The organism is Marivita cryptomonadis, from assembly GCF_002115725.1.
Lineage (GTDB): Bacteria > Pseudomonadota > Alphaproteobacteria > Rhodobacterales > Rhodobacteraceae > Marivita > Marivita cryptomonadis.
In genome coordinates, this window is record NZ_JFKD01000009.1 from 55,798 (window position 1) to 79,636 (window position 23,839).

Here is a 23,839-nt window from a genome sequence, read left to right on the forward strand (position 1 = left end):
CTTTCCCTTTCCGTTACATTCCGTTCCAGATCGGCACTCCGGCCAGCGTGGCAAGCCCGATAATGGCATAGGCCACTGCGCGATAAAACCGTTCGCGCTCGGGGCGGAACAAGGCCTGTCCAATCAACGCGCCGATCCCATACGGCACCAGCAACACGACCCCAAGCGCCACTGCCTTCGCGGTGAGCACCCCTTGCACCGCCATCAAAGGCAGCATCAGCATGCTGGTCACCGTGAGGAACACCACGGTGGTCGCTCGGGTCGTGGAAATGCTGTCGCGCCCAGCCAATTGGAACAGCACCATGATTGGCCCCATCAATCCGCTCAACCCGCCGACAAAGCCAGCGGCGCCACCAATCATCACCCGGGTGCCCGTGGTTGGCTCCACGCGGTAGCGCCATCCCGCAATCAACGCGACAAGCGTCAAACCGCAGAAGATCACAACAGCCCAGCGGATCACGATGACATCCGTCACCCGCAGCACCCATATCCCGAACGAAGCCGATACCGTGGCCGACAATATGAGAACCGTCACAGCCTTGCGGTTGACCAGCGGCAAAGCTTTGGGAAACACCGTCACAACAGACGACATGGCCGACACCGAAAACGCCGCGATGGCCATGACGGGTGCCAGAAATATCACCGCAACCGGCATATAGATCAGCGCCGCACCGAAACCGGCAAAACCATAGACGATGCCGGCAACGATCGTGATCAGGATCAGCCAGCCCAGCCCCGCTGTCTCCAGCGCAGCCAGAACGACCTCAGGCATCGACGTTGGAAAACTGGTTTCCCGTTGTGTCCGTCGGTTTGGTCCAGTCGCGTTTCACGCCCAGCCAAAGCAGGATTGCCGAGGCCACGAAGATCGACGAATAGGTGCCCACGATCACACCCCAGATCATCGCAAAGACGAAGCCGCGGATCACGTCACCGCCCAATACGAACAGCGCGATCAGCGCCAGCAGCGTGGTGGCCGAGGTCATGAACGTACGGCTGAGAGTTTCGTTGATCGAGATGTTCAGAACCTCTTTGAGGTCCTTTTTCTTGTACTTGATCAGGTTTTCACGCACCCGGTCGAACACCACCACAGTGTCGTTGAGCGAATAGCCGACGATGGTCAGCAAAGCCGCGATGATCGCCAGATCGAACTTAATCTGAAGCTCCGAGAAGATGCCGATGGTCAGGATCACGTCATGCACCAGTGCAAGCACCGCCCCCAAGGCGAACTGCCATTCGAACCGCAACCAGATGTAGATCAACACTGCACCAATCGCGAGGACCACAGCAATCGCCGCCGTCTGGATCAGTTCTCCCGACACTTTCGGGCCGACCGATTCGACCGAGACAAACTTGATATCCGGGCGCACTTCGACCAATGCCGCTTCGACCGCTTCGATGACCGCAGTGCTCACCGATTCCTCGCCGTCCTGTGCCTGGATGCGTACCATGGCGACGTTCTGCTCTGGGCCGAAGGTTGGATCGAAGACTTCCGAGATCGTGATGTCGCCCAGATCCAGCGCGCCGATGGCATCGCGGTAGACGCCGACATCCACCGGAAGCGGGCTTTCCGTGCGGATCGTGGTCCCGCCCCGGAAGTCGATGCCGTAGTTCAAGCCCTGAAGGATGAACGATCCGAAAGACAAGACCACCAAGAACGCGGAAATGCCAAACCAAAGCTTCCAGCGGTTGAAGAAGTCGAAATTCGTGTTCTGTTTGACCAGTCGCAAACGCATATCAGACCTCGATCGTCTTGGGGCGACGGCGTTCGAACCAGATCACGATCAGAAGCCGGGTGACAAAAATGGCAGTGAAGACCGAAGTCAGGATGCCCAGCCCAAGCGTGATCGCAAAACCACGCACCGGGCCAGAGCCCATGACAAACAGGATCACGGCCGTGATGAAGGTCGTTATGTTGGCGTCCAGAATGGCCGACAGCGCCTTTTCATAGCCCAGTTCAATGGCGCGCGCCGGGCCTTTGGCTGTTCTCAGCTCTTCCCGGATACGCTCGAAAATCAGAACGTTCGCATCCACCGCCATACCGACGGTCAGCACGATACCCGCGATGCCGGGAAGGGTCAGTGTTGCGCCGATCATGCTCAACAGGCCAAAGATCAAGCCGATATTGATGATGAGCGCGACATTCGCGAAAATCCCGAAAAGGCCATAGCTCAGTGCCATGAAGACCAGCACTCCGCCAAAGGCAACCAAGGTGGCGATGCGCCCGGCGTCGATGCTGTCTTGCCCAAGCTCTGGGCCAATGGTGCGCTCTTCGAGAAACTCCAACCCGGCAGGCAACGCCCCTGCCCGTAACAGCACGGCAAGCTGTGTGCTTTCCTCGACCGAGAAACTGCCCGTGATGATCCCGGACCCGCCGGGAATATGGCTCTGGATCACCGGGGCGCTGATCACCTCTTCGTCCAGCACGATGGCAAAGGGATTGCCGATATTGGCGGCTGTGTAATCACCGAATTTGCGTGCGCCCGTGGGATTGAACCGGAAATTCACGGCCGGGCGCCCATTCTGGTCGAACGCAGGCTGAGCGTCGACAAGCTCTTCTCCGGTTACGACAGGGGCTTGTTCAAGGATATAGAACACGCCTGTCTCATCCAGCGACGGCAGCAGTTCGTTGCCCACACCCGGCGAGGTATTGGCGTCGTCGCTGCGGCCGATCACGGGCTGGAACGTCAATTGCGCCGTTGTGCCGATGATTTCCTTCAGCTCGGCCGCCGATCCGATGCCCGGCACCTGGATCAGGATGCGGTCGCTGCCCTGACGTTGAATTGTCGGCTCGCGTGTACCAACCTCGTCAATCCGGCGGCGGATGATTTCGAGGCTCTGCTGCATCGTGCGTTCGTCAGTGGCGATCTGTTCGGCCTCCGACAAAGTCACAACGATGTCGGCCCCATCTGACACCACTTCCAGATCGTTGCTGAGCGCCCCTGTCACCGAGACCACCGGCTGCGCCAATCCCCGCACCAGTTCAAGCGCCCGCGTCATGCCCTCGGGCTGCGAGATACGGACGCGCAACTCTCCTGCTGCTGACGGCTGCAACCGGATCGTGCCCACCGTGTCCCGTTCGGGACGCAGAACATCGCGCACCTCGGGCCAGAGCGCCTCGAGGCGAGCCGCGTAGACGTCCTGCACCTGAACCTCTGCCAGAAGATGCGCGCCGCCCCGCAGATCAAGTCCAAGGTTCACCAGACCAGATGGCAGAAATGACGGCCAGCTCTCGGCCTGTGTCAGAAGTTCAGGGGACTCACCCGACAACTCGATCGCGGCGACGGCGTCATTGTGTTGCTCGACACGCGGATAAAACAGGTTGGGCAACGCCAGAACAAGCCCCACCGCAACGGTGGTCCAGATCAGGAGGCGCTTCCATAGGTCGATCTGAAGCATGAGCGAACGGTCCGATGCGGTCTGTTAATCAGTGGGGGATCAGGTGTTTGCGGGTTCGGTCTTGGACACCACAGTGGCGACTGTGTTCTGCACAACGCGGACCTTGACGCCTTCGGCGATCTCAACGTCCAATTCGTTGTTTTCCTTGACCTTCACAACCTTACCGATCAGGCCACCCTGAGTGATGACAACATCACCACGACGCAGGCCTTCGACCATTTTCTGATGCTCTTTCATCTTTTTCTGCTGCGGACGGATCAGCAGGAAATACATGATCGCGAAGATCAGGATAAGCGGGACGAACTGGGCAATTGCGTTGCCTTCCATGGGCGTGCTCCTTGAAGATGGCGGGGCACACCCCCGCGATATCTGGCCATAAATTTGGGCGGAACCTATGTTGCCGGGTCGGGCTTTGCAAGGCGGGTTCGGTTGTCTTTGACGCCGCGTGCACGCAGACGCAAACCGACGCTGGCCTTCACACTGAAATTGTCTGCAGCGTTTGTCCTACCGCATTGTAGCGGTCCGGGTTTTGCGCCTTACATGTATGACATGAAAGCGATCTTACCCCTTGTCCTGCTTTTCTGGTCCAACGCGCTGGCAGCGCAGGGTCTCCCGGTGCTGCCCGCACAGGATCATGCGCTTTGGCAAGCGGTGGGGCGGGTCAATGCTGCAGGCTACCGCACACGCGAAATGTGCACGGGCACATTGATAGCACCGGACAAGGTGCTGACGGCGGCACATTGCGTGGCTGGCACCGATGGACTTGGCCCCTTGCCGCATGAATTCACCTTTGTCGCGGGCTGGTTGCGTGGCACGGCGGCGGACAGCGTACCGGGGCGCGCGGTCTGGATACATCCTCGCGCCTATTCGGAAGGCCAGCTTGATGTGCGGTTCGATGTGGCAATCCTCACGCTGGAGCGGGTGTCCAAGATCACCCCGCTGCCCCTTGTCGCAACCGAAACCAGCGCGCCCTATGGCATCCTGGGCTATTCCACGCGCCGTCCGCATATGCTGGGCGCGTCGTTCGGCTGCGATGGGCAGATCACCTCGGCATTGTTGCGTCTGGACTGCCCAGTGACCCCAGGCAATTCCGGCGGCCCCGTGTTGGCGCGGGTCGGCGCACACTGGGAAGTCGCAGGTGTGATCAGCGCCATGGGACAGACCGGCGCATTGGCGGTCCCTGTGTCGCGCGTGCCCCGGCCCTGACCCCCTACCAAAGCCCCGCATTCCGGTGCATAACGCCGCCCATCATAGTTGCGAGTCAGAAGGACAAGACCCATGCATGACATCCGAGCCATCCGCGAGAACCCCGCTGCGTTCGACGCAGCCCTGTCGCGCCGTGGGTTGGAGCCGGTCTCGTCCGAAGTTCTGCGCATCGACGAAGCCCGCCGCGCCGCTATCCTCGAGGCTGAAACCGCGCAAGCCGAAAGAAACACCGCAAACACCGCAATTGGTTTCGCTAAATCAGGTGGCGATGAAGCAGAATTCAGCCGTCTACGAGAACTGATTTCGGCAAAGAAATCCAAAACTATCAACATGCAGAGCCGTGCGAAGGAATTGGACGACCAGTTGACCAAGCTGCTCGAAGGTCTGCCAAATCTGCCCTTCGAAGACGTGCCCGATGGCGCGGACGAAGCCGACAATGTCGAAGTCCACCGTTGGGGCACACCGCGCCAATTTGATTTCCAGCCCAAGGAACATTTCGAAATCGCGAGTGTTCAAACCGGGTTGGACTTTGAAACCGCCGCCAAACTCTCTGGATCACGCTTTGTCGTGATGTCGGGTGCCGTGGCGCGGGTACACCGGGCTTTGGCGCAATTCATGCTGGACACACACATCACCGAGAACGGCCTGACCGAGACATGGACCCCGGTCCTTGTGCGCGACGACATGATGTATGGTACGGGTCAGCTGCCGAAATTCGGCGAAGACAGCTACCAGACCACCAATGGCTGGTGGTTGGTGCCCACCGCCGAGGTGCCGCTGACAAACATCGTCAACGGCGAAACGGTGGACGAAGACTATCTTCCCCGCCGCTATGTCGCCCACACACAGTGCTTCCGGTCTGAGGCGGGCAGCGCCGGGCGCGACACCGCGGGCATGCTGCGCCAGCACCAGTTCGAAAAGGTCGAAATGGTGTCGATCACGCATCCCGATCACAGCCGCGACGAGCTGGACCGCATGACAGGCTGCGCCCAAGGCATCCTTGAAAAGCTCGGCCTGCCCTATCGCACGGTTGTGCTTTGCACCGGCGACATGGGCTTTGGCGCGCGCCGCACCCATGACATCGAAGTTTGGCTGCCTGGTCAGAACACCTACCGCGAAATCAGTTCGGTCTCGGTCTGTGGCGATTTCCAGGCCCGCCGGATGAACGCCCGGTTCAAACCGGCAAGCGGTGGAAAACCGGAATACCTGCACACGCTCAACGGGTCGGGCCTTGCCGTTGGACGCTGCCTGATCGCGGTTCTGGAAAACGGACAAGAGGCCGACGGTTCGGTCACCCTGCCCGAAGCGCTGCACCCATGGCTGGGCGGCAAGACACGGATCGCAGCAGACGGGGCGATGGCATAGTGATGATACGGGTTTGGGCAGCTTTGGTTCTTGGCGCGGCACTTCTTTTTGCCGCGTCCCCCTTGTTCACCCAAGGGTTCAACGGGTTCGAACCTGACCAATTCCCAGTGCCGCAGAACGACCCGCCGGTGCAGCCTGCGGGCTATGCGTTTTCGATCTGGGGTCTGATCTATCTTTGGCTGATCGGAGGTGCAGGCTTCGGCCTGATCAAGCGCAGCGACGATCCCGATTGGACAGCGATGCGACCGCCGCTGGTGCTGAGCCTTGCCATCGGCGCCACCTGGCTTCCCGTGGCGAATCTGTCGCCTCTGGCGGCAACCGTTCTGATCCTTGCCATGTTGGGAACCGCCCTGTTTAGCCTGTTCCGGGTCGGTGACACCGACCGCTGGTTTCAGCAGGCCCCGGTTGCGATCTACGCCGGTTGGCTGACTGCGGCCTCGTCTGTGTCCATCGGACTGCTGCTGGGCGGGTATGGCATACTGAGCGCGACATGGGCCGCCATCGTCGCGCTATCACTGGGACTGGCGCTTGCGCTGATCGTGCAATACCGCCTGCATCGCGCACCCGAATACGGCATCACCGTGATCTGGGCGCTGGTCGGTGTGATCGTGGCGAATACGGGACCGGTGAACGTGGCTGTCCTCGGACTCTGCGTGATCGGAATCATCGCAGTCTTGTCGCTGCGCGCGACGGACACCGAATAGACCCGCACAAAACAAAAGGGCTTCGGTTTCCCGAAGCCCCACATGAGGTCCGATCTGCCAATCAATTGGCGACGAGGATCTCCGCGTCTTGTGCAGCGGCCAGCTCATCGGCGCTGACAGCACCGTCGCCATCCACATCGACCGCAGCGAACACGTCTTCTGTCAGGTCGGGATAGGATACCATCAGTTCTTCCATCGAATAGCTGCCATTGCTATCCGTATCTTCCACAGCAACCTGCGCGTGCGCCAAACCGGCTGTCAGAGCGACCACGGTTCCAAGGGTTACAATTGCGTTCTTCATGATAGGTTTGATCTCCATTGCGGTCTGTGCCGCAAACAACGACTCAGTGTCGTCGTGGAGTCAGATATCATCGCCAATTCGCGCCACAAGATACTGAAATAAAACCGTGATCTCGGATAGGCGCTTAATCGCCAGTGACCGTTTCCGCCCACGGAAACGGGTGGATGCGGCACCGCACCCACCCAAGCGGATCACCCCATTTCACGCAGGCGTTTGATCAGGCTCGACGTGTCCCAACGCCCGCCCCCCAGCTTTTGCACATCCTTGTAGAACTGATCGACCAGTGCCGTCACCGGCAGGGACGCGCCCACCTCATCTGCTGTGTCCAGACAGATGCCAAGATCCTTGCGCATCCAATCCACCGCAAAACCGTGGTTGAACTTGTCGTCGATCATTGTTTCGTAGCGGTTCGACATCTGCCAAGACCCGGCCGCGCCCTGACTGATCACCTCGACCACCGCGCGACCATCAAGGCCCGCCTTCTCGGCGAAATGCAGCGCCTCGCTCAGACCTTGCACGAGCCCCGCAATTGCGATCTGGTTGCACATCTTGGTCATCTGGCCCGCGCCGCTTTCGCCAATGCGGCGGCAGATGCGGGCATAGGCGTCGATCACAGGTTCGGCCTTGGCGTACACCGCCTCATCCCCACCACACATCACCGACAGCACGCCATTTTCGGCACCAGCCTGCCCACCCGAGATCGGTGCATCGACAAAGGCGATGCCGCGCGCCGCACCCGCCTCGTATAGCTCGCGCGTGACCTTGGCCGACACGGTGGTGTGATCTACAAAGATGCTGCCCTCGGCCATGCCCGCAAACGCGCCATCCTCGCCAAGACATACGCTGCGCAGGTCGTCGTCATTGCCGACGCAGGACATCACGAAGTCACAGCCCGCCGCTGCCTCGCGCGGGGTAGACGCATGCGAACCGCCATGTTCCTTGGCCCATGCCTCGGCTTTAGCCGCCGTGCGGTTATACACAGTCACCTCGTGCCCGGCTTTGACCAGATGTCCCGCCATCGGGTAGCCCATGACCCCCAAACCCAAGAATGCCACTTTCGCCATGCCGCGTGCTCCCTATCTTCTGTGGTAATTTTCTGCTGCCTTTACCTGACGCTGCACCGCCCCCTTGGCAAGGGCTTGCGTGTTCGTTAGGGCAACGCAAGTATCCGTTTTGGGCCCAAATGATGGGGGCAAAACCCGGTTTGAAAGGTGAACGACGCGTGGCGCTGATCTTCAGAACTCTGGTGTGGCTGACCACGGCCTCTCTCGTTCTGGCGACGATCGGAGTTCTGATCGTGTATTACCTCGCCTCGCGGTCACTGCCGGAATACGACAACACCGTTCCCGTGTCCGGGCTAACCGCTGATGTCGAGATCTTGCGCGACAATTCTGGCGTGCCGCACATCTTTTCGACCTCGGATCGGGACGCGTTCTTCGCGCTTGGATACGCCCATGCTCAGGACCGTCTGTGGCAAATGACCTTGATGCGACGCACCGCTCAGGGGCGCCTGTCCGAACTGTTTGGCACGCGCACTGTCGAAACCGACAAACTTCTGCGACGGCTGGACATTTATCCCCGCGCGGTACAATCGGTAGCCGCGCAGGATGCCCGCACCCTTGATGCGCTGGAATCCTATGCCGCTGGCGTCAACGCCCGGATCAGTGAGATCAACCGCGACAGCCTTGGGCGGGGCGCGCCTGAGTTTTTTGTCTTCAACGCACCCCTCGCCCCGTGGCAACCGGCGGATTCATTGGCATTGGTCAAGTTGATGGCGCTGCAACTCTCCAGCCATCTGCGCGAGGAAGTGCTGCGCGCCCGCACCTCTTTGCTTCTGCCCGATGAAAACCGGCTCGCCGACATCCTACCCGATATCCCCGGTGCCGGCGTCGCCGCCCTGCCGGAATACGCCCAACTTGTCCCCGGCACCTCCGGCGAAACGCAGTTTGCCCAAGGCGGCCCCGACCCACTGTTCTGGCCAGTTGCACCCCGGGGGTTGGCAGGCGCGTCGAACGCATGGGCGGCCGATGAAACCCGGTCCGCCACCGGATCGACGCTGATGGCAAACGACCCGCATTTACAGTTCACCGCGCCCGCAACATGGTATCTGGCGCGTTTGCAACTGTCCTCGGGCGGCGTGATCGGCGCCACGATTCCCGGCATCCCCGCGGTCATGGCCGGACGGTCTGATGCCATCGCATGGGGGCTCACCTCGTCCTACCTCGACGATCAGGATCTCTTCATTGAAGAACTGAACCCCGATAACCGCGAGCAATACCGCACACCCGACGGCTTCAAGAACTTCGTGACCCGCCGTTCCATTATCGAGATCAAGGATTCCGAACCGGTCACCCTGACCCTGCGTTGGACCGACAATGGCCCTGTTCTTCCCGGAACACAGTTCGATCTTGCGACCATCACGCCGCCGGATCACGTCACGGCACTCAGCTGGACCGCTCTCAGCCCGCGGGACACCTCGATGTCCGCCGCAATCGCGCTGATGTATGCAACCTCTGTCGAAGACGCGCTGGCGGTCTCAAAGGCGTTTGTTGCGCCATCGCAAAACCTCACCGTGATCGACGGCGACAGCATCGCGATGAAACTGGTCGGCGCCATGCCTCGACGAGACGCGGGGCATCAAAGCCAGGGCCGCCTTCCGTCGCTGGGCTGGCGCTCCGAGAACCGCTGGCAAGGCGTGTTTCCCGACGACTCCAACCCGGTTTTCCTGAACCCCACGGGCGGCATCGTCGGCAACACCAACAACAAGACCGTCGACCGCCCCTTCCCGCTCCATGTCAGCTTTGATTGGGGCGACAGCCAACGGGTGATGCGGTGGCAAGGCCTGATGCAGGGCCGCGAAGTGCACACCCGCGACAGTTTTATTGAAGCGCAGCTCGACACCGTGTCGGTCACCGCCCGTGCCTTGCTGCCATTGATCGGCGCAGACCTGTGGTTCACCGGAGAAGCCGCCCCAGACGGCACGCCAGAGCGGCTGCGCCAGCGCGCGCTCGACCTCTTGGCCAATTGGAATGGCGAGATGAACGAGCATATGCCCGAACCCCTGCTTTATTCGGCTTGGCTGCGGGCGTTGCAGGAACGGCTGATCCGCGACGACCTTGGTCCACTCGCATCCGAATTCACCCGTGTGGAGCCGCTGTTCATCGAAAGGGTATACCGTGATGTGGACGGCGCCAGCGCGTGGTGCAACGTCATCCGATCAGCGATCGACGAAACCTGCACCGACATCGCCCGTCTGGCGCTGGATGATGCGCTTGTCTGGATTTCCGAGAACTGGGGCACGTCGCTCGAATCCCTGCGCTGGGGCGATGCCCATCAGGCGACCCATGACCATCCGGTTCTGGGCGAAGTGCCGATCCTGCGGTACTTCACCAACATCCGCCAAAGCACGTCGGGCGGCGATCACACGCTGATGCGTGGACGCGGTGCGGGCGAAGGACCCAATCCGTTCCTCAACGTGCACGGCGCAGCCTATCGCGGTGTATACGACTTCGCCGATCCCGACAGTTCGGTCTTTATCCTGTCGACGGGGCAGTCGGGCCACTTTCTGTCGCGCCACTACGATGATCTGGGCACGCTTTGGCGGCGCGGAGAATACATCCCGATGTCACTGGATGTGGACCTTGCACGCGCGGCTTCTGTGGGGGCAACGCGGTTGGTGCGGGAATAGTTGGTGCAGACATATGGTTTCGACGGGCCTGAAGCCCGCCGACAGAGGCGCGCTGCGCGCGCCGTGGGGGCGCTGCCCCCGTCGCCCGAAGGCGACTCCCCCGAGGTATTTTTGGCCCAAAGAAACCAGATGATGCGACGCTAGAGCGTTTCGAACTGACGGGCGTCCTTTGCGGACCAGCGCACGCGCACCGTATAGCCGGTCTCGTCCTGGATTTCGTCTTCGACCAGCGCCTTGTCGAAAAGCCAGGCGCGCTTACGGCCTTCGTCGAAGCCCAGATGCAGGGTCTCTTCGCGGCGGTCGCCTTCGAGGATGCGGTTGACCGCCCCCAGCAGCGCATCAAGCCCATCGCCGGTCAGTGCAGAGGTTGCAAACACATCGGCGCTGCGCTCGGCACGCGCCTGCGTGGCCTCGCGCACTTCATCGTCCATCGCGTCGATCTTATTCCAGACCTCAAGCAGTGGCGTGGTTTCGGTCACTCCAAGCGAGTTCAGGATATCGCGCACATCCTGTGCCTGTTCCTCGGTGGCACTGTGGCTGATGTCACGCACATGCAGGATCAGGTCGGCCGCCAGCACCTCTTCTAGTGTGGCGCGGAACGCCGCAACCAGCTCCGTTGGCAGATCACTGATAAAGCCCACCGTGTCGGACAGGATCACATCCGGCCCATTGGGCAGCTTGACCGCGCGCATGGTCGGATCGAGCGTGGCAAAGAGCATGTCCTTGGCCATCACCTCGGCCCCTGTCAGGCGGTTGAAGAGCGTGGACTTGCCCGCGTTGGTATATCCAACAAGGGCCACGATCGGGTACGGCACCTTGGCCCGCGCCGCGCGGTGCAGGCTGCGGGTTTTGACCACTTTGTCCAGTTGCCGTCGCAGGTTGACCAACTGGTCGTCAATCGCACGACGGTCAGCCTCGATCTGGGTTTCACCCGGCCCACCCACGAACCCCAGCCCACCGCGCTGGCGTTCCAGGTGGGTCCAGGCCCGCACCAGTCGCGTACGCTGGTAGCTGAGTGCAGCCATCTCGACCTGCAGCACGCCTTCGCGGGTGGCCGCCCGGTCGCTGAAAATCTCAAGGATCAGCCCCGTGCGATCCAGCAGTTTGACGCCCCACGCTTTTTCAAGGTTCCGCTGCTGCACCGGCGACACCGGTCCATCCACAAGCACCAATTCGACGTCCTGTTCCTTGAACAGCGTCTTGAGTTCCTCGATCTTGCCTGAACCGAACAAGGCGCCCGGATGTGGCTTGGGCAGACGCACGACGCTGCTGCCCAGAACCTCGAGCCCCGGCAAGGCAGCGGCAAGTGCCACAGCCTCTTCCAGAGCAGGTCCAGCGGCCCGGCGGGACCGGTCGCTGGTGATGTCAGGATGCAGAACCCACGCCGGGGTCACACGCGCCTTATGTTCTTTCAATTGTCGCCTTCGCCGTCATACAGATTGATCGGCTGTGCCGGCATGATCGTCGAAATGGCGTGCTTGTAGACAAGCTGGGATTGGCCATCGCGGCGCAGGAGCACACAGAAGTTGTCGAACCAAGTGATCACGCCCTGCAATTTGACGCCGTTGATCAAGAAAACAGTTACCGGCACCTTCGTCTTGCGGACGTGATTGAGAAACGCGTCCTGAAGGTTCTGCTTATCAGATGCCATAAAATTAGCCTTTATTCTTGCTTTTGTCGCGCCGACGGTCGTGATTTGAGGTCACTATGTCTTGGCACTCACGTAAATTCCAGTGGAAAAACAAGGAATTTCGGCAAGAGTGCCGCCAAGGCTCAATCGCGCCAGAGATCTGGCGTCAAAATCACCACAAGTGCCAGCATTTCAAGACGCCCCATGATCATCGCGATCGCCGCTATGACTTTGGGTCCGGGGCCAAGCTCAATCAACGTCAGCCGTCCGGCCTCGACCACCTCGATCAGAGGGCCACAGTTCGACAGGCTGGCCACTGCAAGCACCAATGACTGCTCGAAAGGGATGCCGAACGCGGCCAGCGCGACGGTGGTGGCCGCCAACGTGATGGCGAAGATCATGAAAAACACCCAGGCGATGAACGCGCCTTCGCGCCGAGTGCGCCGTGATACAAGGCCTGCCCGTCCAACCGAGGACGGGTGCACCAACCGGTCCACCTCGCGCATGCCATTGAGGGTCAGCGCGAAGACCCGCATCAGCTTGACCCCGCCAGCCGTTGTCGCAACGCCGCCACCGATCAGCGCAAGCCCCATCAGGATCAGCCCGGGCGTCTCCAACCCCGACCAAGCCTGCGCGTCGACCCAGTCCACGCTGGCGTGACCATGGGTCGTCAGGAATGACAGCACAGTAAAGGCCGCCCCCCAGAAGGCGCGCAACGCCGCCACCACGTTGTTCTGGTCGCCGATATCCAACGCGGCCACGAAATGGCGCAGCACAAGCACGGTCGGAATGGTCAAGACGATGGCCAGCCCCAGCCGGAACTCGGGGTCGAACAGCAACCCGGCTTTCTGTGCCGTGCTGGTGTCGCGCGAGAACGTGACCCGCGACAGGGCAAAAAGCAGGAAAACCGCCATGATGGCCTCCCCGGCAAGGCCACTGCTGGCGCCTGTTGGACCGCCAACAGGTGAAATGCCCGATGTCGACATCACGCTCATCGCATGGGTCAGGGCAATGAACGGCGTGTCCCCGGCCACCAGCAGCAACACCCACAGTGCCAGCGTCAGAAGTGCATAGGTCGGCACCAAGACTGCGGCGCTTCGGGCCAACCGGCTGGCCGGGTTGGACGTGTCCCGCCGCGCAGCCCCCACGACAACATCCTGCCCCGGCTCTCCCAGGGACGTCACTTCGAACCCGCCAAGGTTCAACGGTGCAAGAATGGCCGCAGCTGCCACCCACATCAGCAAACCGCCCATCCACGCCACCTGTGCCCGCCAAAGATGTTCGGCCATCGACAGGCGTTGAGCCTCGAACAAAGGCAAACCCGTGGTCGACAGGCTCGACACCATATCGAGATAGGCGTTGAGGAAATTCGTGGTCTGGATCGATTCGTAATACGGCACCGCCATTACGGCGGGAAGGATCAGGAAACTGCCCAACAGAGCCATCAATTGACGGATCGCATTGCGATTGTGCGGTCGGTTGGCCAGTGCAAACCCGATCAGACTGCACAAGATGAGCCCCACCAACCCGGAATAAAAGAAGGACCGCGCATCCTGATACGCCTCAGCCCAAAGCGCCACCGACGCCGGGACGATCATCGACACCGACGCCAGTCCGGTCAGCAGCAATAGCAACGGCAGGCGATAGAGCAGCGCCATCGGATCAGAAGAAGTCGATCGAGACCTGAAGCAGGCGTTCGACCTCCGGCACGTCCTTGGCCAGCGTGAAGAGCACCACCTGATCCCCCTCCTCGATCACCATCGACCCGGTCGGGCGCTTGACCTTGCCGGCCTTCCGCACCGCACCGACCAGCACACCTTCGGGGAAGTCGATATCGCGCAGCTTTTGTCCAGCCATCGGCGAGGTCGACAAGACCTCTGCCTCGATCACCTCGGCCTCGGCATCGCCAATGGAATAGACCGCGCGCACCCGACCGTGTCGGAAATGGCGCAGGATCGAACTCACCGTGACCGAGCGCGGGTTGATATAGGCGTCGATCCCCAGCGGCTCCATCAACGGCTCCAAGGTCGGGTCGTTGATCAGCGCAATCGCCATCCGGCAGCCTTCGGATTTAGCGCGCACCGCCGCCAGCATGTTGGTCTTGTCGTCATCGGTCACACACAATACCGCATCCGCGCGTTCGATATTGGCCTCGGCCAAAAGCGTCACATCCAACCCGTCGCCATTCAGAACAATCGTCCGCTCCAGCGCCTCGGCCGCCCGTTCTGCGATCTTGCGGTTGCGTTCGATGACCTTGACCCGCACCCGGTCTGCCCGCTGTTCCAGATCGCGCGCGACCATCAGCCCGACATTGCCACCGCCGATGATCACAACCCGCTCTTGTTTGTGATGGGTCTTGCCGAAAATCTCGAGCGTACGGCGCACATCCTCGTTGTGAGACATCACGTAACAGGAATCGCCCGCAAAAATCTGGTCGTTTGATTCCGGTGCAAACAACGTGCCCTCGCGGCGAATGCCCACCACGATGCTCCGCAGCGTCGAGAACAGATCCGTCAGCTGCTTGAGCGGCGTGTTCACGATCGGACAATCGTCGTCGATGGTCAAACCCATCAGCGCCGCATCACCATCCAGAAACTTTTCCGTATCGAAGGCCGCCGGGGCGTTCAGACGCTGCAACGCCGCCTCGGCGACCTCCATCTCGGGGCTGATCACCACGTCGATGGGCATGTGATCGCGGCGATACAGGTCTGAATAAATTGCCGTCAGATAGGATTTCGACCGCAGCCGCGCGATCTTGCGCGGGATCGAGAACACCGAATGCGCCACCTGACAGGTCACCATGTTGACCTCGTCCGAATGGGTCGCCGCGATGATCATATCCGCGTCCCGCGCCCCCGCCTGATCCAGCACATCCGGATAAGACGCAAAGCCCGCGATCCCCTGCACATCCAGCGCATCCGTCGCGCGGCGCACCAGATCGGGGTTGTTGTCCACAACCGTTACGTCATTGCGCTCACCTGAAAGGTGCCGCGCGATTTGCCAGCCGACCTGACCTGCTCCGCAGATGATAACTTTCATGTCCCGCGCCCGCAGTCGGGCCCCTTGGCTGTAACGCAGTCTCTTGTGTGGCAGAGGTCCGGGGTGGGGTCAATTGCGGACCGGGGTGACGCAGCGGGTGGCACGCATGGCGGGAGAACCAGACGAAACGGCAGAAAGCCTTCGTGCCGTACGCCCTTACCAAAACTGCGTCACCCCAGCCCCATACGCCTTTCGATCTCTGCGCGCGCCGCAAGACCGGGCAAGTCCGGAAGACGCAAAGACCCGCCCTCGCGCAGAACAAGCCCATCATGCTCAAGCGCACGAAGCTTTTTGTTGATCGCCTCGCGCGTCACCCCCAGCAACTGCGCCAGATCAGTCTGCGAGAACCGGCGCGTGAAACGCGCAGATGGGCCTTCGATCTCGGCATGGCTGTGGGCCAGATCGAAAAGCCGCCGCGCCAGACGCGCATCCAGACCGGAAAAGGCGAAACCGCCAATCGTGTCGACATTGCGCCGCAGGATCGTGCACAGCGACAGGATCAGGTGCCGCGCGACGGCCGGATCGGCGGCAAGCGTGTTCTCCACCGCAGCCACCGGAAGCAACAGACAGCGCGTTGTCTCCAAGGCCGTGGCCGCCGCAGACCTGGGCAAACTGTCAAGCAACGCGATCTCTCCGAACGAGTCACCCGCCTCGGCAAAATGCAGCGTAAGCTCCCGCCCGTCCCGGTCCGCGATCCACAGGCGCACCTGCCCGGAAATCACCACCCTTAGACCGTCGGCCGTGTCGCCTGCTGCGAAAATCTCGGTGCCCGGGGGGATGACGCGGATCGAACTGGCGCGGGCAAGCGGTGCAAGGCTTTCCGGGGTGAGGCCCGCAAACAGGTAGCACGTACGCAGCGCCGCCTCGCGCTCATCCCGAACCGCGCTCATGGGAAACGCCACCCGCCAAGCGATCCCGGCAACGCTGCACAGCAGGGCCAATACGCCCACCGTAAAAACCCCAACGACCCGCCGACGGGCACAGGCCAAAACCGCAGCCCGCACAAATGACTGTGGCGATGCGGTGTGACCCGCATCGCCAAAAATTGTTTTTGGTGAATAACTTGCAGTATCAATACTTACTCGTCGCTGCTGTGAACAAAGCTCTGACGCAGGATTTGCCGGCTTGTCGGATGCACGACGATCAAGACTTCGCTGCCATCGCTGTCAAACGCGGCCAGCGTGAATCTCTCTTGATCGACCATGTGAATGTCTCTGTACCCGGCCATGAGCAGCTTGGCCGCGACGGAGTCGAAATATTGGGTCGGCATCTCTTGGATGGTTGTGGCCGACACACTCGCGGCACAGAACATGGCCACCCCGGTCAATGCAGATGTAAAATAGGTCATGATGAATTTCCTTCGGTGGGTAGGTGTTTTGGCGGCCCCGGTATCGAGCCATGGGGGTATCTTGCCAAAAACGCAGGGCTCGGGATGTGAACAGGGTCACAGGTGAACGGAAAAAATTCATCGCCAGAGCGTCACCGTCCCGTAGAGAGCGTGTTCACACGCATCACCCACCTCACCAAACCGAACACAGCCACCCCGCCGCGTATCACCGACGCGCGCGGGGGCGATCCAACCGTCGAATCCCTTGATTTATCCCAGCCATATCCGAAGAAGTTCAAAGTGGAGCACTGGCCCCACCAAATTGCCGCTTCTCCGCACACCGTCGACCCGCCGCGCATCGCCGACGCGCGCGGAGGCGACCCAACCGCCGAATCCCTCGATTTATCCCGGCCACATCCGAAGAAGATCAAAGCAATTTTCAATAAAACAGTTGCTTTAATTTCCTTGGTGCAGAAAATTGCTTAGTCGTGAATACTCTTGTTAAATATGCTCATGTCCACATATACACTCTGAGGCAACAAAATGCGACAACGCCTCCCTAGAACAGGGGATAAATAAGTCGATCAGAGAAATAGAAAGCTCATCCAATATAAGAGAGTCTTATGGAAATAGATCTCAACAATATTTCTTCGGTATGCGATCAAATTTTTTCAATGTTCGATTCGCGATTATTTACCGAAACTGGAAGCGAAATTCAGGACGTGAGGAATTTAACTCTCGCACAGCATGAGTTATTCACGCAGCAAACCCATCCGCTTGAAAACTTGAGAAAAAGAATCCCAAAAGAGACTGAGCGAAGTATTAAATCAAAAAGATTTCAGTTCTCAACTGAAAGCCTTCTATTCATTCACTCAGCAATAAGTCTAACTGATATTGAGCCAAAATCAAAATTAGATAGAATAATTTCAGCCATCGAAGAGCAGAATAAGTTTTATTCCGGCCTTTTCGAGGCCAATATTTTCTCCCTATACATCAAATCACATTTTGACATAAATACAGTACCAGAAAGCGACAGCTACAATCGCAAAACGCCAGACTTTGCAATAAATACTACTTATGGCACCACATTTATTGAATGCAAGAGCCTTGAGAGCCAAAAGGTGCGAGAAAGAAAAATTTGGAGTCAGATTGGAAATCTCGTAGTTCGAAAATTAGTGCGCGAGAAGAAGTGTTGGAATGTTTCACTGCTCGCCACCCGTGAAATTAGCGGAAAAGATATAAATGAAACCATAGATAAACTGTCAAGAATGATAGAGCGCGACACTCTTAAAAGAAAAGTAACTGTAAAAAATGGAATCGAGCTTTATTGCGAAAAGATTTCTGAACCTGACATATGGACTAATGGCACACTAAACCTAGAAAAGAAAGAGTATGGCTGGCTGGAAGGGGAATTCACAGTCAATCCTGACGGAACGCCAAAATATCGAAATCCATGTGCCTTTTCCGGCACTCCGCACGTTCAAACCGACTTACTAAAGCGCATCTTAAAACACATAAAGTACGCAAATACCCAAATACCCAACGGCTTCCCGGGCGTTTTGTACATTGAAGTTCCGTTTGAAGATGGCGAGCATATTCTTGATACAATTGACCCTATTTTCGATAAAGTATTCGACGCACTTCCAAGGTACAAAAATATAAACGCCTTAGTTTTGTATGGCAGAACAATTGATAGATTTTGTGTGAATGGAGAAAACCCAATTCAAGAATACGATGTAACAATACCAAACAAGTATCCTCTAGTTGATTTACCTAAAGACTTCAAAATTTTAGGATCACCTACACAACAATATGCTCCAAGCATAAATGGTTCAGAAGGTACTGTCTTTCTGGAGTTTTCTCTAGAAAGACAACTCAATCAACAACTAGGAAGGAATCTCATTTATGTTCGCGAGCGGCATGGGAAAGAGCAAATTCGACTTTGGCAGTCCTACGAAAACTGCTTCAGAGCCGACATCATCACTACTACAATTGGGAGAAAATCATTTCGAGCAGATTTGAATCACCTACCCATCAATTCAAATCACAAAATCGCAGTCCGTTATAACAGTCAAACTGCAGCAGCAGCTGTTAACGGCAGGATGCTTGAAGTCATGGATCCTCGTAAATAACAGTGGTCTTTTCCTGCAGTCCATCGACTCATACAAACGCAGCCGAATTAAACCATCATACAACAACGATATTTCTTAATACCCTTCCCCAACCTTACCAAACCCTTAATAGGTCCATTCCGGACCCAATGTTTCGCGCGCGAAACAATAGGGCCAAAACGGACCTATCCGCCCGGAGCCTGATCCCGCGCCACACGGAAGCCGACATTGGCCTGACGGCGGGTCTTGGGGATGCCCACCCGGTAGCTCACCCGCAGGTTCTCGGGCGGATCGTCCCATGACCCGCCCCGCAGCACCCGGCTGCTGCACGTGCCACCCGTCCGCGCCGCCCCGTCTGCCGTGGCCCCGCGATGCGATCCGTTCCAGCAATCCGCCGTCCATTCCCACAGGTTGCCGATCATATGCGACAGCCCGTACGGGTTCACCGGGAACACCCCCGCAGGTACAGGCGCCTCGGTCCCGTCGTCGCAAGCGTTGTTGCGGTGCCGGAACCGGCTCTCGGCCCCGGCCCCGTTCACCCGTTCGCAGATCGCACTCAGCCCGCCGGGCCACGGGTACTGCTGATCCAGAGTTCCCCTCGCGGCGTATTCGAACTCTGCCTCCGACGCGAGCCGCCACCCGCCGCGCGCGTCTTGCGTGTTGAGCCAATCGATATAGCCCATCGCCTCATCCCAATTGATGCAGGCCGCCGGATGATCGTCGGTCACGTCAAACCCCGGCGCCCCCCAATAGGCCCCGTCGCGCGACCGCAGCCGCCCTTCGGCTGTCCAGACAAAACACGACCGCCCCGTGCGTGTCCCCGTCGACGCCTCGAACGCGCGCATGTCGCCCACGGTGATTTCTGCCGCCGCAATCTCGAACGCCGCGATGGTCTGGTTCGTGCGCGGCCCCTCGGCCCCGCCTTGATCCGACCCCAGCGCAGTATCCCCACCGGGAACCCGCACCACGCGCGGACAGACCGTACAGGTCTCCTGCAGTGGGTTCACCAGCACTAGCGATGTGCGCGGTCGTTCCGGTTCAGGTTCCGGCGCGGGCTTCAGATCTGGCCGAAGCGCAAACAACTGCGCCTGCGCTTCGTCGCGAAACACGCCTCGGGGAAACGCCTCGAGATAGGCCTGAAACGCATCCGCCGTGTTCAGCTCTTGCGCAAATTCCCATGCCGCCCGGTCTACCCCCGAGCGGTCGATCTCCCGCGTGCCCTGCGCCGCCGCCATCCCGACGGTCGTCATCAGAGCCACGACGGATGCCATAATCAGATGTCGCATCTTGATGACCCGTTTCGTTCCGACATCCGAAAAGGTAATCCCTTAAGACGCCTCTTCCACCTCGTCCTCGAGATAGGCCACCCGGCCACCGGATTTGGAACCCGTGACCACACCGAGCGACTTCAGCTTGCGGTGCAACGCGCTGCGTTCCATGCCCACAAAGCTGGCGGTGCGGCTGATATTGCCGCCAAAGCGGTTGATCTGGGTGAGCAGGTATTCGCGCTCGAACGCCTCGCGCGCCTCTCGAAGCGGCATCGTGGCCAGCGTGCCGGACAGCACGACCCGGCCCTCTTCGTCCTCGGCCTGCGCGGTGTCCTGCGGCAATTCCCGCGCCGCGATGTCGCCGGTGCCGTCGCCAAGGATCAGCACGCGTTCGATCAGGTTCTTGAGCTGACGTACGTTGCCCGGCCAGATCATCGTCTGCAACAGCGCCACCGCATCCGGGCTCAGACCGCGCTTGGGCAGGCCCTGTGTCTGGTTGAAAAGGTCGATGAAATGTACTGCCAGCATCGGAATGTCCTCACGCCGGTCCTCAAGGCTTGGCACCGAGATCGGCACGACATTCAAACGGTGATACAGTTCCTCGCGGAAGGTGCCCGCCGCGATCTCCGCCTGAAGGTCGCGGTTGGTCGAGGAGATCACCCGCAGGTCCACCCGCACCTTATCGGCCCCACCGACGCGCTGGAATTGCTGGTCGACCAGCACGCGCAGGATCTTGGATTGCGTGCCAATGGGCATATCGGCCACTTCGTCAAAATAGACGACCCCACCATGCGCCTGTTCGAGCAAACCCGGCTCTACCCCGCGTTCGGGCGTTTCGCGCCCGAACAGTACCTCTTCCATGGTCTCGGGCGCAACGCCCGCACAGTTCACCGTCACGAAAGGCGCACCGGCGCGGTTCGAATTGGCATGGATGTAGCGCGCGGCGACTTCCTTGCCGCTGCCTGCCGGACCAGACAAAAGCACCCTGCCGTTGGATTTCGTCACCTTGTCGAGATTCGACAAAAGCCCGCGATAGGCGCCGCATTCGCCGACCATCTGCGCCACATCAGTCTCGCGGCGCTTGAGCTTGTTGTTCTCGCGGCGCAACCGGCTGGTTTCCATCGCGCGCCGGATGACCACCAGCAACTGGTCGATATTGAACGGCTTTTCGATGAAATCATACGCGCCCTGCTTGATCGCGGCGACGGCGATCTCGATGTTTCCGTGGCCCGAAATGATCACCACCGGCACGTCGGGATTGTCGCGCTTGACGGTCTTAAGGATGTCGATCCCATCCATCTTGCTGTCTTTGAGCCAGATATCGAGGATCAGAAGCGACGGTTCTTCGGTATTGATTTCGGCCATTGCCTCGGACGAGTTACCGGCAAGTCGAGTGGTATACCCTTCGTCTTCAAGGATATCACCGATCAATTCGCGGATGTCGCGTTCGTCGTCTACAATCAGAATATCGCTCATAACCTCACCCTTGTCTTTCTGACTATCACATCTTGAAAGTTGTCTCGGCTGGGGCCGCATCCGCCTCCAGCTCATTGATATCGCTCTCTGTTTCCAAGAGAGTCAGCACCGGCAGCCGGATCACAGCCATTGCTCCGTGACGTCCGGTGTCGTCAAACGCTTCGGCCCTTTCAAGCGTCAGCGTGCCGCCATGTTCTTCGATGATCTTCTTCACGATCGGCAGGCCCAGTCCAGTGCCTTTTTCGCGCGTTGTCACGTAAGGCTCAAACAGTCGCGACGGGTCCTCGGGCAAGCCGATTCCGTTGTCGGAAATGCGAACCACCGCCATGTCCTCGTCCACGATACACGACACCCGCACCTGCGGCACTACAGGCTGCTCTGGCTCGGTTTCATTATAGCTTTCAATCGCTTCTCCGGCGTTCTTGACCAAGTTCGTAAATGCCTGTCCGATCATCGTCGCGTCGATTTCGGCCGGGATACCTTGCGTCGGCAGGTCCGTTACGAAGCCGACATTGGGCTGTCCGGCCTCTTGCAGCAGGATCACGCTGCGCAGGATGTCGACGATATCTTCGGGCTTGCGCTCTGGCTCGGGCATCCGGGCGAACTTCGAAAACTCATCAACAATGCGTCGCAAGTCGTTGGTTTGGCGAACAATAACTTCGGTAAGCTGCTCAAGGCTTTGCGCATCCTCTTCGCCCAATTGGCGGCGGAATTTGCGGCGGATGCGTTCCGCGGACAGCTGGATCGGGGTCAGCGGGTTCTTGATCTCATGTGCAATCCGGCGGGCCACGTCCCCCCAAGCCGCCATCCGTTGCGCGCTGACCAGATCGGTCACGTCGTCAAAAGCAACCACATACCCTTCAAGCCCGCCATCCTCGCGCCGACGTGTGGACAAGCGGACCAACAGGTTTTCCAATCGGCTTTCGCGGCTGACCTTGATTTCCTCTTGTGCGGTTTCGATACCTTGTTCGCGCAACCGTTCGAACAGAGGGCCGAATTCCGGAACAGCCATCGTGATTTCCACGCTGCGCTGGTTCTCGTGCCACGCCAGAAGGCGTTCAGCGGACCTGTTCACAAAGGTCACGCGCCCATCGGCGTCCAGCCCGACCACACCCGAGGTGACCGATGTCAGCACGGAATCGAACAAGCGCTGGCGCCGTTCGATCTGGCGGGTGTTGTCGAGCAGGGTTTCGCGCTGGCCTTTGAGTTGCCGCGTCATTTGGTTGAAGTACCGGCCCAACATGGCGATTTCGTCATCGCCGTCCTCTTCCTGCACTTTTACATCAAGATCACCCGCCCCGACCCGTTGCGCAGCACCTGTCAGACGTCCCACGGGGCGGCTGAGCCGTTCGGCGAACCACAGGCCAAGCCAGACAGCGGCGAGGATCAGCAAGAAGGCAAACCCCAGATACAGAAGCGCGAAATCAAACAGCACGCGGCCCCGGTCATTTTCCTGTTGCTGGTAAAACCGTGCGGTTTCCTGCGTGTCGTCCAGAAGGTTGAGGATCTGCCCGTCCACCTCGCGCGTGATGTAGAGATAGCGGTCAGTGAAGGCGCGCAGCGGGATCAGGGCGCGCAGTTCGTTGTTGTCCCAGTCCTGCACGAGGGCAAAGCCGATTTCATTTGCCTCTGCAATCACATCGGCAGCGGGACGTTCGAAATCAAAAAGGTACGATCCTTCGCCACGCGCCCGAATTTCGCTTGTTCCGTCAATGACATAGGCTTCGCGCAAACCGCGTTGGATTTGCGCCTGCCCTTGGCTGAGCGCTTGGCGCAATTCGCCATCATCCATGATGAAGGTCGCCCGGCGGTTGGCATCAAGGAAAGCCGCCAGCGCCTCGGCGTCTTGGGTCAGGCCGTCGCGGTGTTCCTGCTCATACGCCTCGGCAGCTGACAGCGACGCGCCGACCACGTTGCGCACCCGTTCCGAGAACCAAGTCTCCAGCCCGATATTGATCGTGAGCACCGCAAAGACAGCGACGGTGATCGTCGGCAGCAGCGCCATCAGCGCGAAGGCACCCGTGAGCCGGAGATGCAGCCGTGATCCTGCCGATTTGGCGCGGCGGGCGGCGATCAGGTTGCCCACACGGCTGAGCACAAGCGCCGCCAGCAGCAACACGTAGATCAGGTCCGCGAGCAAAACCAAACGCAGGTTGAACTGCGCGCCTGCCCCGGTGTCGAGCGGCCCCAGAACGAGAATCGTAGCGACGGCCAAAACAGGACCAAGCAGCACCAGACCAAGGGTCATGGCGTTCTGATAGCGCCGTTGACGGCGCATCCGGCTGAGCCGGGTCCAATTCCAAGAGCGTGCCCAGGTGGCCACAGCCA

The 23,839-nt window shown here is 59.5% G+C and carries 21 protein-coding genes; 6 read left to right on the plus strand and 15 right to left on the minus strand.

The window, feature by feature from the left end:
• Positions 1 to 13: 13 nt before the first annotated feature.
• Genes MCRY_RS11515 through yajC form a run of 4 tightly spaced genes read right to left on the minus strand, consistent with a single transcriptional unit; the run spans position 14 to position 3,723 of the window.
• Positions 14 to 772, minus strand: coding sequence for a sulfite exporter TauE/SafE family protein (locus tag MCRY_RS11515; protein WP_085629976.1), 759 nt, complete (start codon positions 770 to 772; stop codon positions 14 to 16).
• Positions 765 to 1,733, minus strand: a complete 969-nt coding sequence (gene secF / locus MCRY_RS11520; RefSeq protein WP_085629978.1) for a protein translocase subunit SecF — start codon at positions 1,731 to 1,733, stop codon at positions 765 to 767. The genes MCRY_RS11515 and secF overlap by 8 nt, the downstream gene beginning before the upstream one ends.
• Before the next feature lies 1 nt (position 1,734).
• The gene (secD, locus tag MCRY_RS11525; protein ID WP_085629981.1) at positions 1,735 to 3,396 is read right to left on the minus strand and encodes a protein translocase subunit SecD; all 1,662 of its coding nucleotides are present in this window, start codon (positions 3,394 to 3,396) and stop codon (positions 1,735 to 1,737) included.
• 39 nt (positions 3,397 to 3,435) lie between these two features.
• On the minus strand, positions 3,436 to 3,723 hold the full coding sequence (yajC, locus tag MCRY_RS11530; protein ID WP_085629983.1) for a preprotein translocase subunit YajC: 288 nt from the start codon (positions 3,721 to 3,723) through the stop codon (positions 3,436 to 3,438).
• 213 nt (positions 3,724 to 3,936) lie between these two features.
• Between yajC and MCRY_RS11535 the strand changes: the two genes are divergently transcribed.
• The 3 genes from MCRY_RS11535 to MCRY_RS11545 all read left to right on the plus strand — a co-directional run bounded on the left by MCRY_RS11535 (position 3,937) and on the right by MCRY_RS11545 (position 6,671).
• Complete coding sequence (locus MCRY_RS11535) at positions 3,937 to 4,602, plus strand: trypsin-like serine peptidase (protein WP_085630218.1); 666 nt, start codon at positions 3,937 to 3,939, stop codon at positions 4,600 to 4,602.
• A 72-nt stretch (positions 4,603 to 4,674) separates the two neighbouring features.
• A complete protein-coding gene (gene serS / locus MCRY_RS11540) occupies positions 4,675 to 5,967 on the plus strand; it encodes a serine--tRNA ligase (RefSeq protein ID WP_085629985.1) in 1,293 nt (430 codons plus the stop codon).
• 2 nt (positions 5,968 to 5,969) lie between these two features.
• Positions 5,970 to 6,671 (plus strand): hypothetical protein, encoded by a 702-nt coding sequence (locus MCRY_RS11545; protein WP_085629987.1) that lies wholly within the window; start codon positions 5,970 to 5,972, stop codon positions 6,669 to 6,671.
• Positions 6,672 to 6,732: 61 nt separating this feature from the next.
• Here the strand turns inward: MCRY_RS11545 and MCRY_RS11550 are convergent, their stop codons facing one another.
• Positions 6,733 to 6,972 carry a hypothetical protein gene (locus MCRY_RS11550; RefSeq protein WP_085630220.1) on the minus strand — a complete coding sequence of 80 codons (240 nt, stop codon included), beginning with the start codon at positions 6,970 to 6,972 and terminating at the stop codon, positions 6,733 to 6,735.
• Between the two features lie 191 nt (positions 6,973 to 7,163).
• Positions 7,164 to 8,036: an NAD(P)-dependent oxidoreductase gene (locus tag MCRY_RS11555; RefSeq protein ID WP_085629990.1), complete on the minus strand. Its 873-nt coding sequence runs from the start codon at positions 8,034 to 8,036 to the stop codon at positions 7,164 to 7,166.
• Between the two features lie 158 nt (positions 8,037 to 8,194).
• Between MCRY_RS11555 and MCRY_RS11560 the strand changes: the two genes are divergently transcribed.
• Positions 8,195 to 10,660: a penicillin acylase family protein gene (locus tag MCRY_RS11560; protein ID WP_085630222.1), complete on the plus strand. Its 2,466-nt coding sequence runs from the start codon at positions 8,195 to 8,197 to the stop codon at positions 10,658 to 10,660.
• Between the two features lie 140 nt (positions 10,661 to 10,800).
• Here MCRY_RS11560 and hflX read toward each other — a convergent pair whose 3' ends face one another.
• The 6 genes from hflX to MCRY_RS11590 form a co-directional block, all read right to left on the minus strand.
• A complete protein-coding gene (gene hflX, locus MCRY_RS11565; protein WP_238939491.1) occupies positions 10,801 to 12,075 on the minus strand; it encodes a GTPase HflX in 1,275 nt (424 codons plus the stop codon).
• Positions 12,072 to 12,311, minus strand: coding sequence for an RNA chaperone Hfq (gene hfq, locus MCRY_RS11570; RefSeq protein WP_085629992.1), 240 nt, complete (start codon positions 12,309 to 12,311; stop codon positions 12,072 to 12,074). The genes hflX and hfq overlap by 4 nt, the downstream gene beginning before the upstream one ends.
• A 122-nt stretch (positions 12,312 to 12,433) precedes the next feature.
• A complete protein-coding gene (locus MCRY_RS11575) occupies positions 12,434 to 13,948 on the minus strand; it encodes a potassium transporter TrkG (RefSeq protein ID WP_085629995.1) in 1,515 nt (504 codons plus the stop codon).
• 4 nt (positions 13,949 to 13,952) lie between these two features.
• Positions 13,953 to 15,329 (minus strand): Trk system potassium transporter TrkA, encoded by a 1,377-nt coding sequence (gene trkA / locus MCRY_RS11580; RefSeq protein ID WP_085629997.1) that lies wholly within the window; start codon positions 15,327 to 15,329, stop codon positions 13,953 to 13,955.
• Positions 15,330 to 15,499: 170 nt separating this feature from the next.
• A complete protein-coding gene (locus MCRY_RS11585) occupies positions 15,500 to 16,219 on the minus strand; it encodes a Crp/Fnr family transcriptional regulator (protein WP_085630001.1) in 720 nt (239 codons plus the stop codon).
• Between the two features lie 188 nt (positions 16,220 to 16,407).
• Complete coding sequence (locus MCRY_RS11590; RefSeq protein WP_085630003.1) at positions 16,408 to 16,677, minus strand: hypothetical protein; 270 nt, start codon at positions 16,675 to 16,677, stop codon at positions 16,408 to 16,410.
• A 150-nt stretch (positions 16,678 to 16,827) separates the two neighbouring features.
• Between MCRY_RS11590 and MCRY_RS11595 the strand changes: the two genes are divergently transcribed.
• Together MCRY_RS11595 and MCRY_RS11600 are read left to right on the plus strand one after the other, a co-directional pair.
• Positions 16,828 to 17,142 carry a hypothetical protein gene (locus MCRY_RS11595; RefSeq protein ID WP_085630005.1) on the plus strand — a complete coding sequence of 105 codons (315 nt, stop codon included), beginning with the start codon at positions 16,828 to 16,830 and terminating at the stop codon, positions 17,140 to 17,142.
• A gap of 137 nt (positions 17,143 to 17,279) precedes the next feature.
• A complete protein-coding gene (locus MCRY_RS11600) occupies positions 17,280 to 18,788 on the plus strand; it encodes a hypothetical protein (RefSeq protein WP_085630007.1) in 1,509 nt (502 codons plus the stop codon).
• A 164-nt stretch (positions 18,789 to 18,952) separates the two neighbouring features.
• Here the strand turns inward: MCRY_RS11600 and MCRY_RS11605 are convergent, their stop codons facing one another.
• From MCRY_RS11605 to MCRY_RS11615, 3 genes are read right to left on the minus strand one after another with little or no spacing between them, the layout of a single operon-like run.
• Positions 18,953 to 20,053 (minus strand): formylglycine-generating enzyme family protein, encoded by a 1,101-nt coding sequence (locus tag MCRY_RS11605; protein ID WP_085630009.1) that lies wholly within the window; start codon positions 20,051 to 20,053, stop codon positions 18,953 to 18,955.
• Between the two features lie 42 nt (positions 20,054 to 20,095).
• The gene (gene ntrX / locus MCRY_RS11610) at positions 20,096 to 21,511 is read right to left on the minus strand and encodes a nitrogen assimilation response regulator NtrX (RefSeq protein ID WP_085630011.1); all 1,416 of its coding nucleotides are present in this window, start codon (positions 21,509 to 21,511) and stop codon (positions 20,096 to 20,098) included.
• A gap of 25 nt (positions 21,512 to 21,536) precedes the next feature.
• Positions 21,537 to 23,789, minus strand: a complete 2,253-nt coding sequence (locus MCRY_RS11615) for a sensor histidine kinase NtrY-like (protein WP_238939509.1) — start codon at positions 23,787 to 23,789, stop codon at positions 21,537 to 21,539.
• Between the last annotated feature and the right edge of the window lie 50 nt (positions 23,790 to 23,839).